General features: G+C 64.4%; 15 protein-coding genes. 7 read left to right on the forward strand and 8 right to left on the reverse strand.

Annotated elements, in window-relative coordinates; all coding sequences use genetic code 11:
• The first annotated feature begins 70 nt into the window (after nucleotides 1-70).
• The 3 genes from trxA (at nucleotide 71) to RIN79_RS01390 (ending at nucleotide 2,142) form a co-directional block, all read left to right on the forward strand.
• Entirely contained in the window at nucleotides 71-1,072 is a 1,002-nt protein-coding gene (gene trxA, locus RIN79_RS01380) for a thioredoxin (protein ID WP_309082806.1), read from the forward strand.
• Nucleotides 1,073-1,152: 80 nt separating this feature from the next.
• A complete protein-coding gene (locus RIN79_RS01385) occupies nucleotides 1,153-1,830 on the forward strand; it encodes an LON peptidase substrate-binding domain-containing protein (RefSeq protein WP_309082807.1) in 678 nt (225 codons plus the stop codon).
• A 96-nt stretch (nucleotides 1,831-1,926) separates the two neighbouring features.
• Nucleotides 1,927-2,142, forward strand: coding sequence for a Trm112 family protein (locus tag RIN79_RS01390; RefSeq protein ID WP_309082808.1), 216 nt, complete (start codon nucleotides 1,927-1,929; stop codon nucleotides 2,140-2,142).
• Nucleotides 2,143-2,222: 80 nt separating this feature from the next.
• On the opposite strand, the gene RIN79_RS01395 is transcribed toward RIN79_RS01390, so the two are convergent.
• The 3 genes from RIN79_RS01395 to RIN79_RS01405 are packed head-to-tail and all read right to left on the reverse strand — an operon-like array spanning nucleotide 2,223 to nucleotide 8,033.
• Nucleotides 2,223-5,609, reverse strand: coding sequence for an error-prone DNA polymerase (locus tag RIN79_RS01395; protein ID WP_309082809.1), 3,387 nt, complete (start codon nucleotides 5,607-5,609; stop codon nucleotides 2,223-2,225).
• Nucleotides 5,606-7,171 carry a DNA polymerase Y family protein gene (locus tag RIN79_RS01400; protein WP_309082838.1) on the reverse strand — a complete coding sequence of 522 codons (1,566 nt, stop codon included), beginning with the start codon at nucleotides 7,169-7,171 and terminating at the stop codon, nucleotides 5,606-5,608. Before RIN79_RS01400 ends, RIN79_RS01395 begins: the two co-directional genes overlap by 4 nt.
• Nucleotides 7,074-8,033 (reverse strand): hypothetical protein, encoded by a 960-nt coding sequence (locus RIN79_RS01405; RefSeq protein ID WP_309082810.1) that lies wholly within the window; start codon nucleotides 8,031-8,033, stop codon nucleotides 7,074-7,076. Before RIN79_RS01405 ends, RIN79_RS01400 begins: the two co-directional genes overlap by 98 nt.
• Nucleotides 8,034-8,202: 169 nt before the next feature.
• On the opposite strand from RIN79_RS01405, the gene RIN79_RS01410 reads away from it, so the two are divergent.
• The gene (locus RIN79_RS01410; RefSeq protein ID WP_309082811.1) at nucleotides 8,203-8,646 is read left to right on the forward strand and encodes a metallopeptidase family protein; all 444 of its coding nucleotides are present in this window, start codon (nucleotides 8,203-8,205) and stop codon (nucleotides 8,644-8,646) included.
• A 54-nt stretch (nucleotides 8,647-8,700) separates the two neighbouring features.
• Here RIN79_RS01410 and RIN79_RS01415 read toward each other — a convergent pair whose 3' ends face one another.
• Together RIN79_RS01415 and RIN79_RS01420 are read right to left on the reverse strand one after the other, a co-directional pair.
• Nucleotides 8,701-8,907, reverse strand: a complete 207-nt coding sequence (locus RIN79_RS01415) for a DUF1737 domain-containing protein (RefSeq protein ID WP_309082812.1) — start codon at nucleotides 8,905-8,907, stop codon at nucleotides 8,701-8,703.
• Nucleotides 8,904-9,785, reverse strand: coding sequence for a CoA ester lyase (locus RIN79_RS01420; protein ID WP_309082813.1), 882 nt, complete (start codon nucleotides 9,783-9,785; stop codon nucleotides 8,904-8,906). The genes RIN79_RS01415 and RIN79_RS01420 overlap by 4 nt, the downstream gene beginning before the upstream one ends.
• 112 nt (nucleotides 9,786-9,897) lie before the next feature.
• On the opposite strand from RIN79_RS01420, the gene leuD reads away from it, so the two are divergent.
• Nucleotides 9,898-10,503, forward strand: a complete 606-nt coding sequence (gene leuD, locus RIN79_RS01425) for a 3-isopropylmalate dehydratase small subunit (protein ID WP_309082814.1) — start codon at nucleotides 9,898-9,900, stop codon at nucleotides 10,501-10,503.
• 10 nt (nucleotides 10,504-10,513) lie between these two features.
• Complete coding sequence (locus RIN79_RS01430; RefSeq protein WP_309082815.1) at nucleotides 10,514-10,897, forward strand: RidA family protein; 384 nt, start codon at nucleotides 10,514-10,516, stop codon at nucleotides 10,895-10,897.
• Here RIN79_RS01430 and RIN79_RS01435 read toward each other — a convergent pair.
• Together RIN79_RS01435 and RIN79_RS01440 are read right to left on the reverse strand one after the other, a co-directional pair.
• Nucleotides 10,839-11,315: a PIN domain-containing protein gene (locus tag RIN79_RS01435; RefSeq protein ID WP_309082816.1), complete on the reverse strand. Its 477-nt coding sequence runs from the start codon at nucleotides 11,313-11,315 to the stop codon at nucleotides 10,839-10,841. The two genes, RIN79_RS01430 and RIN79_RS01435, sit on opposite strands and share 59 nt — an antisense overlap.
• 9 nt (nucleotides 11,316-11,324) lie before the next feature.
• Nucleotides 11,325-11,672 (reverse strand): type II toxin-antitoxin system VapB family antitoxin, encoded by a 348-nt coding sequence (locus RIN79_RS01440; RefSeq protein ID WP_309082817.1) that lies wholly within the window; start codon nucleotides 11,670-11,672, stop codon nucleotides 11,325-11,327.
• A 25-nt stretch (nucleotides 11,673-11,697) separates the two neighbouring features.
• Here RIN79_RS01440 and leuB point away from each other — a divergent pair, with 25 nt between their 5' ends.
• A complete protein-coding gene (leuB, locus tag RIN79_RS01445; protein ID WP_309082818.1) occupies nucleotides 11,698-12,810 on the forward strand; it encodes a 3-isopropylmalate dehydrogenase in 1,113 nt (370 codons plus the stop codon).
• Nucleotides 12,811-12,827: 17 nt separating this feature from the next.
• Here leuB and RIN79_RS01450 read toward each other — a convergent pair whose 3' ends face one another.
• The gene (locus tag RIN79_RS01450; RefSeq protein ID WP_309082819.1) at nucleotides 12,828-12,974 is read right to left on the reverse strand and encodes a peptide ABC transporter permease; all 147 of its coding nucleotides are present in this window, start codon (nucleotides 12,972-12,974) and stop codon (nucleotides 12,828-12,830) included.
• Nucleotides 12,975-13,598 lie beyond the last annotated feature (624 nt).

Below are 13,598 nucleotides of genomic sequence, written 5' to 3' on the forward strand. Positions count from 1 at the left end.
ATGGCCGCTTTGCGTTTGTCCGATCGGCTGCTATTCGGCTGCAACCAGCTAAGTTGAGGAAGGGGCGCAGATGAACAACCGGGACAACCCATATGCCGGACCTGGTAACGGGTCCTCCGCCACCATCACCTTTGGCAATGCGGCTGGGCGGGCACCTGCGGCGGCAAGCGACCCCGGGGGGCTCGCGGGTGCCGCTCGTCCGGCCGCCGATCTCATCAAGGACACGACCACGGCGGGCTTTACCGCCGATGTCGTCCAGGAGTCGCGGCGCCAGCCCGTACTGGTCGATTTCTGGGCGCCTTGGTGCGGGCCGTGCAAGCAGCTAACGCCCGTGCTCGAAAAAGCGGTGCGCGAAGCAGGCGGCCGCGTCAAGCTGGTGAAGCTCAATATCGACGACCACCCCGCCATCCCCGGGCAACTCGGCATCCAGTCCATTCCGGCGGTGATCGCCTTCAAGGACGGCCAGCCGGTGGACGGGTTCATGGGTGCGATCCCGGAAAGCCAGGTTCGCGAATTCATCAAGCGCGTTTCTTCCGGCGGCGGCAGGCAGATCGAGGAGGCGCTCGCCGCGGCGGCCGAGGCGCGCAATGCCGGCGACCAGCAGATGGCGGCGCAGATCTATTCGGCCGTCCTGGAGCAGGAGCCGGAGCATGTCGAGGCCCTGGCGGGTCTGGCGGATCTCCTGTTCGAAGCCGGACGGCCGGAAGAGGCAAGTTCGGTGCTCGACCAGGTTCCAGAGGCCAAGAGGAATGCGGCCGCGGTGGCCGCCGTCCGCGCCAAGATGGCGCTCGCCGAACAGGTCGCAGGCCTCGGCGATCCGGCGGAGCTGCAAAGACGGCTTGAGGAGGATCCGGCCGATCATCAGGCACGCTTCGACCTGGCGCTGATTTGCAACGCGCAGGGGCGGCGCGAAGAGGCGGCCGACCACCTGCTCGCCATCGTGAAGGCCGATCGGAGCTGGAAGGATGACGCCGCGCGGACGAAGCTGCTGGAACTGTTCGACGCTTGGGGCATGAGTGATCCGGCAACGCTCGCGGCACGGCGCAAGCTCTCCTCGCTGCTTTTTTCGTAAGCGCTGCCCGCCGGAACGCCGGGCGGGCCTGCTGTGCTCGCCCCGGCGGAAAAGTCGGGGCCGGCGCTGAGGAGGTGGAAATGAAGGCGGGAAACGCCCATTATCGTGACATCTCCGACCTGCCGGAGGTCGTTCCGGTCTTCCCCCTTGCGGGCGCTCTCTTGCTGCCTGGCAGCCGGCTGCCGCTCAATATATTCGAGCCGCGCTATGTCAGCATGATCGACCAAGCGCTCGCCGGCCGGCGCATCATCGGCATGATCCAGCCGCGGCTCAATCTGCCGCATTCCGAAGCGGGGGCGGCAGCGCCGGAACTGGCCGGGATGGGGTGCATCGGCCGCCTGGTTTCCATGGCGGAGACCGGAGACGGGCGCTATCTGGTGGCGCTGGAGGGCATTTGCCGCTTCCGCGTCGGCGAGGAACTGCCGCTCGGCACGGCGTTCCGCCAGTGCCGCATTCTTCCGATCGCGGCCGACCTGCAGGAAGACAGATCGGCCGGGAAGATCGACCGGGCAAAGCTCCTGCGCACCCTGCGGGCCTATCTGGACGCCAATGAGTTGACGGCTGACTGGCAGAGCTTCCTGCGTGCCGAGAACGACGTGCTGGTGAACGGATTGTCGATGATGGCTCCTTATGGGGCCGCGGAAAAACAGGCCCTGCTCGAAGCGCCGGACCTGCTGGCCAGGGCAGAGACCCTGATCGCTATTACGGAAATGGTGCTGGCCGGCGGCAAGGGAGACAGTGACCAGACCCTGCAATGACGAAAAGGCGGTCCGGCCGAGGCCAGCCGGCAATGGCGGATGGGTGTGGGATGGCATTCTTGCAGCGTGTGAGCGGCTGACCTGATGGGAGATAGAATGGCAGAAGCCGGACGGGGCGAACGGAGCCTGGTCGACCCAAAGCTCCTGGAACTGCTGGTATGTCCCCTTACCAAAGCTCCGCTGAAACGGGATATAGGGGGCGAGCTTGTGTCCGCTCAGGCGGCGCTTGCCTATCCCGTGCGCGACGGCGTCCCGGTCATGCTGCCTTCCGAAGCACGGCCACTTGATGCGGGCAAGGCAACGCGCTCTTAAGAAGCACATCAGTGGCGCGAATATGCGTGGCGGCGATGACCATCGCAGGAAGTGAGATGGTCGAGGGATGACAAGTTGCCTCAATGAAAATTCCGTCCCTTCGGCATGACCTGCGTGACGGAAGCCGTTTCCTCCGCCCCCGCCTTCCTCCGCAACAGCGCGAGCCGAGCGCCCGTATCTACGGTGGCCGGGCGCACCATCTTCTCCGCTTTTGCCGTATCTTCCGCTTTCACCATGGCTCCCCATTCCTGCCCCTCCTTCATCAGCAATCCGAGCCTGGAGCTGAGATCCACGATTCGCTCGGCGATCACATGAATGACGCCGGACGCGCTCTGCACAGGCCCGTCTATGCGCACGAAGCGGGCGCCCAGCACCTGCGGACGAAAGCGCTCGAATGTCCTTTTCCACACGACGATATTGGCGACGCCTGTCTCGTCCTCGATGGTCATGAAGATGACGCCCTTGGACGTGCCCGGCCGCTGCCTGATCAGCACCAGGCCGGCGACGGATACACGCCGCCCATTGCCAATGCCCGGCAGGCATTCGTTCGCGATCACTTTTTCGGCCGCAAGCGCGCCGCGCAGGAAGGAGACGGGATGCGCTTTCAATGAAAGGCTGAGCGCCCGATAGTCATGCACCACATGCATGCCAAGCGGCATGGGCGGAAGCCGCATTTCCGGCTCGCGGTCGGCAAGGCGCAGGTCAGGCCTGTCGAGGAGCGGCAGGCGTTCGGCGGTGCCGATTTCGTCCAGCGCCTGAACGGCCCAGAGGGCTGTGCGCCGGTCGAGCCCCAGTGAGCGGAAAGCGTCCGCCTCGGCAAGCCGAAGGATGGCGCTTTTGCCGATACCTGAACGCAGCCACAGATCGCGTACCGAATCATAGCCCGCCCCGCGATTGGCGAGGAGCTGCTCCATGTCGGCCTTCGCCAAGCCCTTCACCTGGCGGAAGCCGAGGCGCACGGCGCGCCGCGACCTAATGACGGAGCGCATATCCGCATGCCGCGCCGCAACGCCGGCAGGATCAAAGGGTGCGTCTTCGAGCGTGCAGTCCCATTCGGAGGAGTTGACGTCCACCGGCCGGATGTTGACGCCGTGTTCGCGCGCATCGCGCACGAGCTGCGCCGGCGCATAAAAACCCATGGGTTGGGAGTTGAGAAGTGCTGCGCAAAAGACATCCGGATAGAAGGCCTTGAACCAGGAGGATGCGTAGGCGAGCAGCGCAAAGGCCGCGGCATGGCTTTCGGGAAAGCCGTACTCGCCAAAACCCTCGATCTGCCGGAAGCACCGCTCGGCGAATTCGCGCGGATAGCCGCGCGAAACCATGCCTTCGACCATCCTGTCGTGATAGTCCTTGATCGTTCCCGTGCGTTTGAAGGTGGCCATGGCGCGGCGCAATTGGTCCGCCTCCCCCGGCGTGAAGCCGCCGGCCTCGATGGCGATCTTCATGGCCTGTTCCTGGAACAGAGGTACCCCCAAGGTCTTTTGCAGGATGCGCTTCAGTACGTCGCTGTGATATTCGACCGGTTCCTTTTTCTCCCGCCGGCGCAAATAGGGATGCACCATATCGCCCTGGATGGGGCCCGGCCGGACGATCGCCACCTCGATGACGAGGTCGTAGAACTCCTGCGGTTTCAATCGCGGCAGCATGGACATCTGCGCGCGCGATTCGATCTGGAAGACGCCGATCGTGTCGGCGCGCTGGATCATGGCGTAAACGGCGGGCTCATCCTGAGAAATCGTGGCCAGTTCGAGGGGCCGGCCGTGGTGGTCCCGGACATCATAATGTTCCCTGAGGAGATCGAAGACGCGGCGCAGGCAGGACAGCATGCCGAGCGCCAGCACATCGACCTTCAAGAGGCCGACATTGTCCAGGTCGTCCTTGTCCCACTCGACCATCTTCCGCTCGTCCATCGCCGTTTTGACGATGGGGACGATCTCGTCCAGCCGATCCTTCGTGATGACGAAGCCGCCCACATGCTGGGAAAGATGCCGCGGGGATCCCATGATCTCTCTGGCTAGGGTGACCAGGTGCTTTGTCCGAGGATCCGCTTCGGCGAGGCCGGCAGCTTTGATCGCAAAGGCGAGTTCCCCGTTAGCCCAACCCGAGATGGAGCCAGAGAGCGCGGTCATGACATCTTGGGAAAGGCCCAGCGCTTTGGCGACCTCCCGAAGCGCCGAACGGCCGCGATAGGAGATGACCGAGCAGGCAAGCGCCGTGTGTTTCTCGCTGTATTTCTCATAGATATAGGCGATGACCTCGTCGCGCCGGTCATGTTCGAAATCGACATCGATATCCGGCGGCTCGTCGCGCTCCTCGGAGATGAAGCGTTCGAGCAGATGGTCCATGATGTCAGGCCCGACATCGGTGATCCGCAGGCAATAGCAGATGATGGAATTGGCCGCCGAGCCGCGCCCCTGGCACAAGATGCCTTTCGAGCGGGCGAACTTCATGATGTCGTGGACGGTGAGGAAATAGCGCGCATAATTCTTCCGCTCCACGAGGGCGAGTTCCTTGCGGATGAGGTTCTTCAGGTGCTCGGAAACGCCCGAGGGAAAGCGGTCCTTTGCGCCCTCCCAGGTTAACCGCTCCAGTTCCTCCTGCGCCGGAAGTCCGGATTCCGTCGGCTCGTCTGGATAATTGTGCTTGAGTTCGCCGAGCGAGAAGGTGAGGCTTTCGGCAAAGCGGAGCGTTTCGGCCAGGGCTTCAGGATACTGGCGGAACAGATACGCCATCTCCGCCCGCGATTTCATGTGGCGCTCGGCATTGGCCTCCAAAGCAAAACCAGCTTCGGCGACCGGCACATTCAGCCGGATCGCAGTGAGCACATCCTGCAGCGCACGCTGCTCTGCAGAGTGATAAAGAACATCATTGGTGGCCATCAATGGCAGGCCGACTGCTTCCGCCATGCCTGCTGCCTGAGCCAAGCGCCAGCGGTCATCGCCATGATAAGAAGGGGCGACGGCAAGCCAGGCACTCTCTTTAAACCGGCCTTTCACGGATTTCAGGAAGGCGAGTGTTTCATCCGCCGGTATTTGGAAGTCTGGCAGAATGGCAAGGGATATCTGGTCGCCCCATTCCCAAAAATCCTCCGCAAGAAGTACGGGCGCGCCCTTTTCGCTCTCCTCGCGCATATTGGCCTTGGTCAACATGCGGCAGAGATGGGCCCAGCCCTGCCGGTTCTGGGGATAGGCGAGGATATCCGGCGTGCCGTCGGAAAAGACGAGCCGGCAGCCGGGGTGGTAAGGAATTTGGGTGGGTTCGGAATTCTCTGCAAGTTTGATGTACTTGGATTGGACCCAGGCGCGCACCACGCCTGCCACCGTGTTGCGGTCGGCAAGGCCTACGGCTGAAAAGTCGAACAATCTTGCCGCCACTACCAGCGCTTCCGGCCGCGAAGCGCCGCGTAGAAAGGAGAAATTCGACTGTATGCCGAATTCGGCATAGGCGGGGGCGGCGGGCGCATTCATGGGAACATTCCATGCATGAACCAGCGCGGAGCAATCTCCCCGCCATAAAGCCCTTCCCGAAAAAGCCAGTAGCGGCGGCCGTCCACGTCCTCGACGCGAAAATAGTCGCGCGCGGGCGCGGGCGGGTCCTCACGCCACCATTCGGAAGCGATGCGCTCCGGCCCCTCGGCGCGGGCCACGCGATAAAGCGCCCGCCGCCAGCGGAAGGAAAGAGGCGGGCCTTCAGGCACTTCCGCCGAGGCTTCCACGGGCTCGGGCTTTTCCAGGAGGCGAATGGGGCGAAGATGGGTCGTCGGTTTCGCCTCTCCGGCCGAACTTGGCTCCACTGCTGAAGGGCTCTCACCCCCGAAGGGAACGAAACGGGCTCTTCGCTCGGGCAGATGGCTTTCGGCCAAAGCGGGCACGAGAATGGCCTCATCCCCCAGACGCGCGCGAATGCGGTCGGCGAGCAGCGAGAATTCTTCCTCTTCCGCCGAGGCGGGGCCCGAGAGGTCCGTCTGCAGCGCCGCATAAGGTGCAGCGGCAACAACCGAAAGCCGCACCAGATCGAAGCCGTAGCCGGCATCAAGACCGCTTTCGAGGGCAGTCAGCCGCTCGTGGAACAGTTTTGCGATCGTCAACGGCTCGCGCAGCGGTCGCGAGGCGCCCACCGTGATGCGCGCCACAGCGCCATCGACGCGGAAGAGGGCAAGCTGCAGCCGCCTTGCGCCTTCGCCGCGCCGCTCCAGATCCTGCCGCAAGGTGCGGGCAAGGACGAGGACCAGCCGCTCGATATCTTCCGTTGTGCCGATCGGCTCTGCAAGCTGGCGCTCGACCGAGAGCGGCGCCACCGGCAGACGTGGCGAGATGGCCTCCTCCGCCCCCCCCAAGGCCTGGTCCAGACGGGTGACGAGCATGCTTCCAAAACGGCGGGCGAGCGGCGCGCGGGGCGCGCCGATAAGCGCGCCGACATGGCGCAGGCCCACGCTTTCGAGGCCAACCCTTGCCTTTTCCTCCAGGCGCAGGGCGGCGAGCGGCATGGGGGCGAGCGCCAGCTCCTCCTCGCCTGGCGCCACATTCCGGTCTGGCCCTCTGCCATAGCGTGCCGCCGCCCAGGCCATGCCCGGCGTGGAGGCCAGCGCCGCGCGAGCGTCGAACCCCTGGTGCCTGAGCCGGCGGAGGATTTCTGAAAGCATCGCATCCTCGCCCCCGAAAAGGTGGGCGCAGCCGCTGATATCGAGGAAGAGCCCATCCGCGCCGTCGAGCGCCACCAGGGGCGTGAAGCGGTCGCACCAGTCGGCAAGACTCTCGAGCAGGCGCCGGTCAGCGCCCGGATCGGCTTCGACGATCTCGATGGCCGGATGCATGGCGCGCGCATCGGCGATGCCCATTCCCGCTTTCAGGCCTAGCGCTTCGGCCCCTTCGCTGAGGGCGGCGATACGCTGCGCATTGTCCTCGCGGCGGCTTATGACCAGCGGCGGGAAATCAGCCTGCCCGCCTCTCCCGCACAGGCGCCAGCCCGCCCCGTGCCGCCGCCGCAGGATCCGGTCCGTCGAAAGATGCGGCAGCCAGACAGCCAGGATCCTGCGCTCTTCGGCCGCTCTTGCGAACAGATCCCCGTTCTCCGGAGGGCCATCTTTCCTGAAAGGTGAAGTCATGGGGGTTCCAGTCCAGCACGAATGTTCCGCTTCTCCCGGTCCGGCTCTTGGACAGGGCCACTGCGAAGGCCGGCGGGCCAATGGAGCGGGGCAGCGGGCCGGTAAGCGTTTCCCGCAGGGGAGAGGGCGCGGGAGAGACGAGGAGGCGCGTCGGAGCGGCCGTCGGCTCCGGCGCCCCCGAATGGCGGATGAGGAAGAGCGGCCGCCCGGCTTCCCTTGCGCGATGGTGCAGGCGGCGCGTGGCAGTCAGGTCGAGCTTTGCCGGATTGCCGCGCAATTCCAGGAACACGGCGGAAAAACCGCCGAGCCGAATGGCTTCTTCCGCCACCCAAAACGCGTCTTCGAACCTGTTTGCCCGTGCCAGCAGGAATTTTTCAGGCGCAAGGCCGAAAAACCGCTCGATGCCCGGCGCATAGGGAAAGCCGGCCTCGAAGAGCATGTCGGCCAGGCCGATCCACAGAACAGGCCGCTGCGCTTGCCTGCCGCTCCGCGCGGCGGTGGCGGCAATAGCCAGGGCGAAACCGGCAACGATTCCGCCGTCGCGGGTCTCCCGCCCGGCGATCTCCGTCAGGGCAGCCTTCAGGATGCCGCCGCCGAACGCCGCGTCGAAGCGGGGCGTTCCCGTTCCGGCGAAATCCGCGGCGCCGGCGGGGCGGCCGTAGCGGCGCAGGACAGGCTCGCCTTCCGTCTCCGGCGCCTGGAGCCGTTCCGGCAGGCTGCCCTCGATCCTGGCGATTTCCCGGCGCAGGGCAAAAATCTTCTCCTGCGCCATGGCATTGCGCGCCATGTCGTCCGCTCCGGCTGCTCATCTGTTCCTGTTATGTTCCTATCGATTCCAGAGCCCGCCCGAAGAGTCAAGCAGGATTCTTTTCCTCCTCCGGCGCGCGCGGTCGGGATTTTCCAGCCATCTCGAATCCCGCGCCAGAAAGCGCTATATGCGCGGCAAAGGATACATCATGGCGCGCATCTATCAGACCCGAGCCTGGCACGATCAGCTTCCCCCCTCGCTGGAGGAGTTCGAACTCCTGGCGATGGAGACCTATGCCAACCTGCCCGAGGAGTTCCGCAAGCTCACCGGCGAGATCATCATCCAGATCGCCGATTTCCCCGAGGAGGAGATTATGGACGATCTGGCGCTCGAAACGCCCTTCGATCTGCTCGGTCTCTTCGAGGGCCGCGGCATCGCCGAACGCTGGAACCCCGCCACCGGCGAGGGCCCGAACCGCATCACGCTCTATCGCCGCGCCATCCTCGACTATTGGGCGGAGAACGACGAGACGCTGGGCGATATCGTGGCGCATGTGCTGATCCACGAGATCGGCCACCATTTCGGCCTGTCCGACGAGGACATGGCGCGCATTGAGGAGAGCGTGGACGAGCAGCCCTTTTCCGGCTCGTGATCACGCCCTTCAGGGCGCCGGCTGCGCGCCTCCCCCTCTTGCCGCGCCGCGCGATCAGTAATCGCTAAGCTTCATGTCCGGCGTATAGTCCAGCCCGTCCACTTCCTTGTAGACGGCCTGGCCGCAGCGCATGGTCTTCGTCTCGGGATCGTAGGCATAGGTCGGCGAGCCATGCAGGAGCCAGCCCTTGTTCAGCGCCGCCGTCACCTTGTGGCAGAAGCTCGCATCGTCCGGACCGGTCAGAAAGCGGTAGAGCCTCATTCGCCGTTCTCCTTGATGGCTTGAGCTTTCTTGAGCAACGCCTCGGCCTGTTCCAGATGCAGCCTTTCGATCATGCGCCCATCGAGCGAGATGACGCCGCGATGGCGGTTTTCCGGCCTGGCGAACTCCGCCACCACCGCCTCGGCCTCCGCCATTTCCCGCGCGGTGGGCGAAAAGGCGGCGTTGGCGGGTGCGATCTGCGCCGGATGGATGAGCGTCTTGCCGTCGAAGCCCATGGCGCGCGATTCGGCGCATTCGCCGGCGAAGGCCTCCAGGTCGCGGAAATTGTTCGACACGCCGTCGAGCGCTGTCAGGTTGCCGGCCCGGGCGGCGAGCACGACCTGCATCAGCCACGGGCGCAGATTCTCGCGGCCGGAAACGCGCGTCTCCTTGGCAAGGTCGTTGGTGCCGGCGACCAGGCAGGAAAGCCGCGCCGCGGGGTCGCGGCCAAGCTCGGCGATGGCGCCCACATTGAGCACGGCGCGCGCCGTTTCGATCATCGCCCAGAAGCGGATCGAGCGCGGCGCGTCGGTCTCGTCGAGCGCCGCATCGGCATCGAGGATGTCGCGCGGTCCGTCCACCTTCGGCAGGAGGATCGCGTCCGGCCGGCAGGCGCGGGCGGCCAGGAAATCCTCCGTGCCCCATTCGCTCGAAAGCGGGTTGATGCGGATGACGGTCTCGCATTTCGGCCGGCCGGACCCTTGCAGGAGTTGGCGCAGCCGCTCGCGCGCATCCGCCTTCTGCTGCGGGCCGACCGCGTCCTCCAGATCGAAGATGACGGCATCGCAGGGAAGCGAGGCGCTCTTGGCAAGCGCCTTTTCGTTGCTCGCCGGCACATAGAGGACGGACCGGCGCAGGCGGGAGAGCGGTTCGTGCATGACAGGTTTCATGGCCCAGCCGGAACGAGGGCGCAAGGGGCTTTGCCTCGGCCGTCCGCTTGATGTAAAGGGTGGCCAGCAAGCATCCTGCCAGACCGGATTAGGCAAGCCCATGGAAAAGTTCACGACCCTCACCGGCGTTGCCGCGCCTTTGCCGATCGTCAATGTCGACACCGACATGATCATCCCCAAGGATTATCTGAAGACGATCAAGCGCACCGGCCTCGGCACGGGGCTTTTCGCCGAGATGCGCTACAATGAGGATGGTTCGGAGAACCCGGATTTCGTGCTCAACAAGCCGGCTTATCGCAACGCGAAAATCCTGGTGGCTGGCGACAATTTCGGCTGCGGCTCCTCCCGCGAGCACGCCCCCTGGGCGCTGCTCGACTTCGGCATACGCTGCGTGATCTCCACCTCCTTCGCCGACATCTTCTACAACAACTGCTTCAAGAACGGCATTTTGCCCATCACCGTCAGCCCGGAAGATCTGGAAAAGCTGATGGACGATGCCGAGCGCGGCGCCAATGCCACCCTGACGGTCGACCTCGAGCACCAGGAGATCCGCGGGCCGGATGGCGGCGTCATCTCCTTCGAGATCGACGCGTTCAAGCGCCACTGCCTCTTGAACGGCCTCGACGATATCGGCCTGACGCTGGAGAAGGCGCCGGCGATCGAGACTTTCGAGCAGAAATACGCCGGCAGCCGCCCCTGGGCCTGAGGGGACGCTCTTGCGCCGCCTGATCTCGACCGGCTCGCCTTTCGAGAAGACCGCCGGCTACAGCCGCGCTGTGGTCGATGGCGAATGGTGCTTCGTCTCCGGTACCACCGGCTACGACTACGCCACGATGACCATGCCGGAAAGCGTCGAGGAGCAGACGAGGAACTGCCTCGCCACCATCCGCGCCGCGCTCGCCGAGGGCGGCTTTGCGATGGAGGACGTGGTGAGGGCGCACTACTACGTCACCGACCGCGCCTATGTGGACCTCGTCTTTCCCATCCTGGGCGAAACCTTCGGCGGGATCAGGCCCGCCGCCACCATGATCGTCTGCCAGCTCAACAAACCCGAGATGAAGATCGAGATCGAGGTGACGGCGAAGAAGCGCGACTCCTGACCAATCTGAACGGAAGCGGCTCCAGGCTCAAGCGAAGCTCAGGCCAAGATGCTCCGCCATGGGGAGGAAGTCGCGATCGTCGTGCAGAAGAGCGTGGCGATGTTCGATGCAGAACGTCGCGATAATGAGGTCGGCCAGGCTCTTTGCCGTGATTCCGAGCCTTCGCAGCCCGGCGACAATTCAAGGCCGCTGCGATCGCCAGACCATCATCCATCATCGAGACGACAGGAAAGCGCCGAAGGCTGGTCTCCAGATCAGCCGAATGACGGTCGTCGCCTGCGCCGCGCAGGATTTCGAGCAGCACCACGTCCCCAACAAGCACGTTTCCTCTGGCGACTTCCTGCCGTAGCCGGATCGTGCGCGGTCGCTGGACACCTCGGAGAGCGAATATCCAGACCGAAGTGTCAACGACGATCATGCCTGTCTTTCAAACCCCAATCGCGTCGGGCGTCCAGTCGTTGCGCATTTCGTCAAGATCGCCTTCCCAGCCTGTTCCGATAAGGGCATCCAAGGCTGCCATCTGTTCGGAGATTTGGACGACCATGTGCAAGGCAGCTTCGACGGTAGCCTTCTTTGTCCGCTGGCCGGTCGCCTTCATCGCCTTTTCCATGAGCTCATCGTCTATGTCGATGTTCGTTCGCATGGTCATGCTCGAATGTGTATTGATCCCTCCATATGCACACACTGTCGGTCCTTGTTCCAAGACATTCAGGCTATAGGGCCGCGTTTTGGCTTGCGCGCCCATCGGGCGATGTTTAGCAAGGCGCCAGTTCATGCATAGGCATTCGGGGGAAAATCTCATGGCAACCCGCAAGCTCCTTCTCCTGCCCGGCGACGGCATCGGCCCGGAGGCGATGGCGGAGGTCTCCAAACTCATCGCCGTGATGAATTCCGAGTTCGGCGCCGGATTCGAAACGGAGACGGGGCTCGTCGGCGGCTCGGCCTATGACGCGCATGGGAAGGCGATCTCGGAGGAGGACATGCGGCGCGCTCTTGAAGCCGACGCCGTGCTCTTCGGCGCGGTCGGCGGGCCGAAATGGGCCGACGTGCCCTACGAGGTACGCCCGGAGGCGGGGCTCTTGCGCCTGCGCAAGGACATGGAGCTTTTCGCCAATCTGCGCCCCGCCATCTGCTATCCGGCGCTCGCCGCCTCCTCCTCGCTGAAGCAGGAGGTGGTCGAGGGGCTCGACATCCTCATCGTGCGAGAACTAACCGGCGGCGTCTATTTCGGCGAGCCGAAGGAGATCGTCGATCTCGGCAACGGCCAGAAGCGCGGCATCGACACGCAGGTCTACGACACGTTCGAGATCGAGCGCATTTCCGGCGTCGCCTTCGAGCTCGCGCGCACCCGGTGCAACAAGGTGTGCTCGATGGAAAAGCACAATGTCATGAAGTCGGGCGTGCTCTGGAAGGAGGTCGTCACGGCTACGCATAAGGCCAAATATTCCGACGTGGAGCTCACGCACATGCTGGCCGATGCCGGCGGCATGCAGCTCGTGCGCTGGCCGAAACAGTTCGATGTGATCGTCACCGACAATCTTTTCGGTGACATGCTGTCCGACGTGGCGGCGATGCTCACGGGCTCGCTGGGCATGCTCCCCTCCGCCTCGCTCGGCGCGCCGGATCCGAAGACCGGCAAGCGCAAGGCGCTTTACGAGCCGGTGCACGGCTCCGCGCCCGATATCGCGGGACAGGGCATCGCCAACCCGATCGCCATGGTCGCCTCCTTCGCCATGTGCCTGCGCTATTCTTTCGATATGGTCGCGGAGGCCGACCGGCTGGAGAAGGCGATCGCCGCCGTGCTGGACGACGGCCTGCGCACGCGGGACATCATGCCCGAGGGCATGCGCGAGGTCGGCACCTCCGCCATGGGCGATGCGATCGTGCAGAAATTCCGCGAGCTTTCCGCCTGAATTCCGGCCGGCGCCGGTCAGGAGAGCGCCAGGGCGACGGCCAGCACGACGATGCCCGCCAGCCCGCCGATAAAGATCGCGCGGCGCATCGGCGTGCGCAGCACGACATCGCCCTGCCGGGCTTCTTCACCGGAAAGCGTGGTGGGCTGGCGGTTCTCTTCCATCGGTCCGTCCTGACGGATCAACCGGGGAGCGCCGGCATTGTTCCCTCGCCGACGGATCGCGTCGTGCCTCCGACCCACTCCTTCGCCTGCAAGCCTTGGCATGAGACGCCCAGGTCCAACTGCTGCCAAGCCTGTCGACGAACTGCTCCCCAAGGGAATAGGCGCTTCGCGCCAATCTAAGCATCGGCGATTGGCGGCGATGCTGATGCCGGCGATATCTCTCCCCCTGCGGGAGAGAAAGCAAATTCTTGGATTTGGGCGTCTTGTCCGCCGCAGCCCAGAGGGCGAAGGCGGAAGCCCAAGTCCTTAGAATTTGCAAGAGAGGGGTACCTCGGAAACCTATCCCCCACCACGCCGGCCCTGAAGGGTGTGGATCAAATCGGCCCCGCCGCTCCAGCGCGCAAAAATAATGTGCAGCAAAAACAAGCTCCTGCACGATTTCTGCATTTTTTCGCCGGAAAATTTATCCCCGTCCCCGACAGCCCTCTTACAATCCACCCATCGCTCTTGCGGGAACCGGATGCGCACCGGGTGTTCGGGAGAGCGGCGGCAACCTCCCCCTCCAGGGATCGGTACCTGGAGGCATGCTGAGGGCCCGCGACAGGCCGGCGGTGCCGGGGTGCT

Source organism: Chelativorans sp. (assembly GCF_031180965.1).
Lineage (GTDB): Bacteria > Pseudomonadota > Alphaproteobacteria > Rhizobiales > Rhizobiaceae > Chelativorans.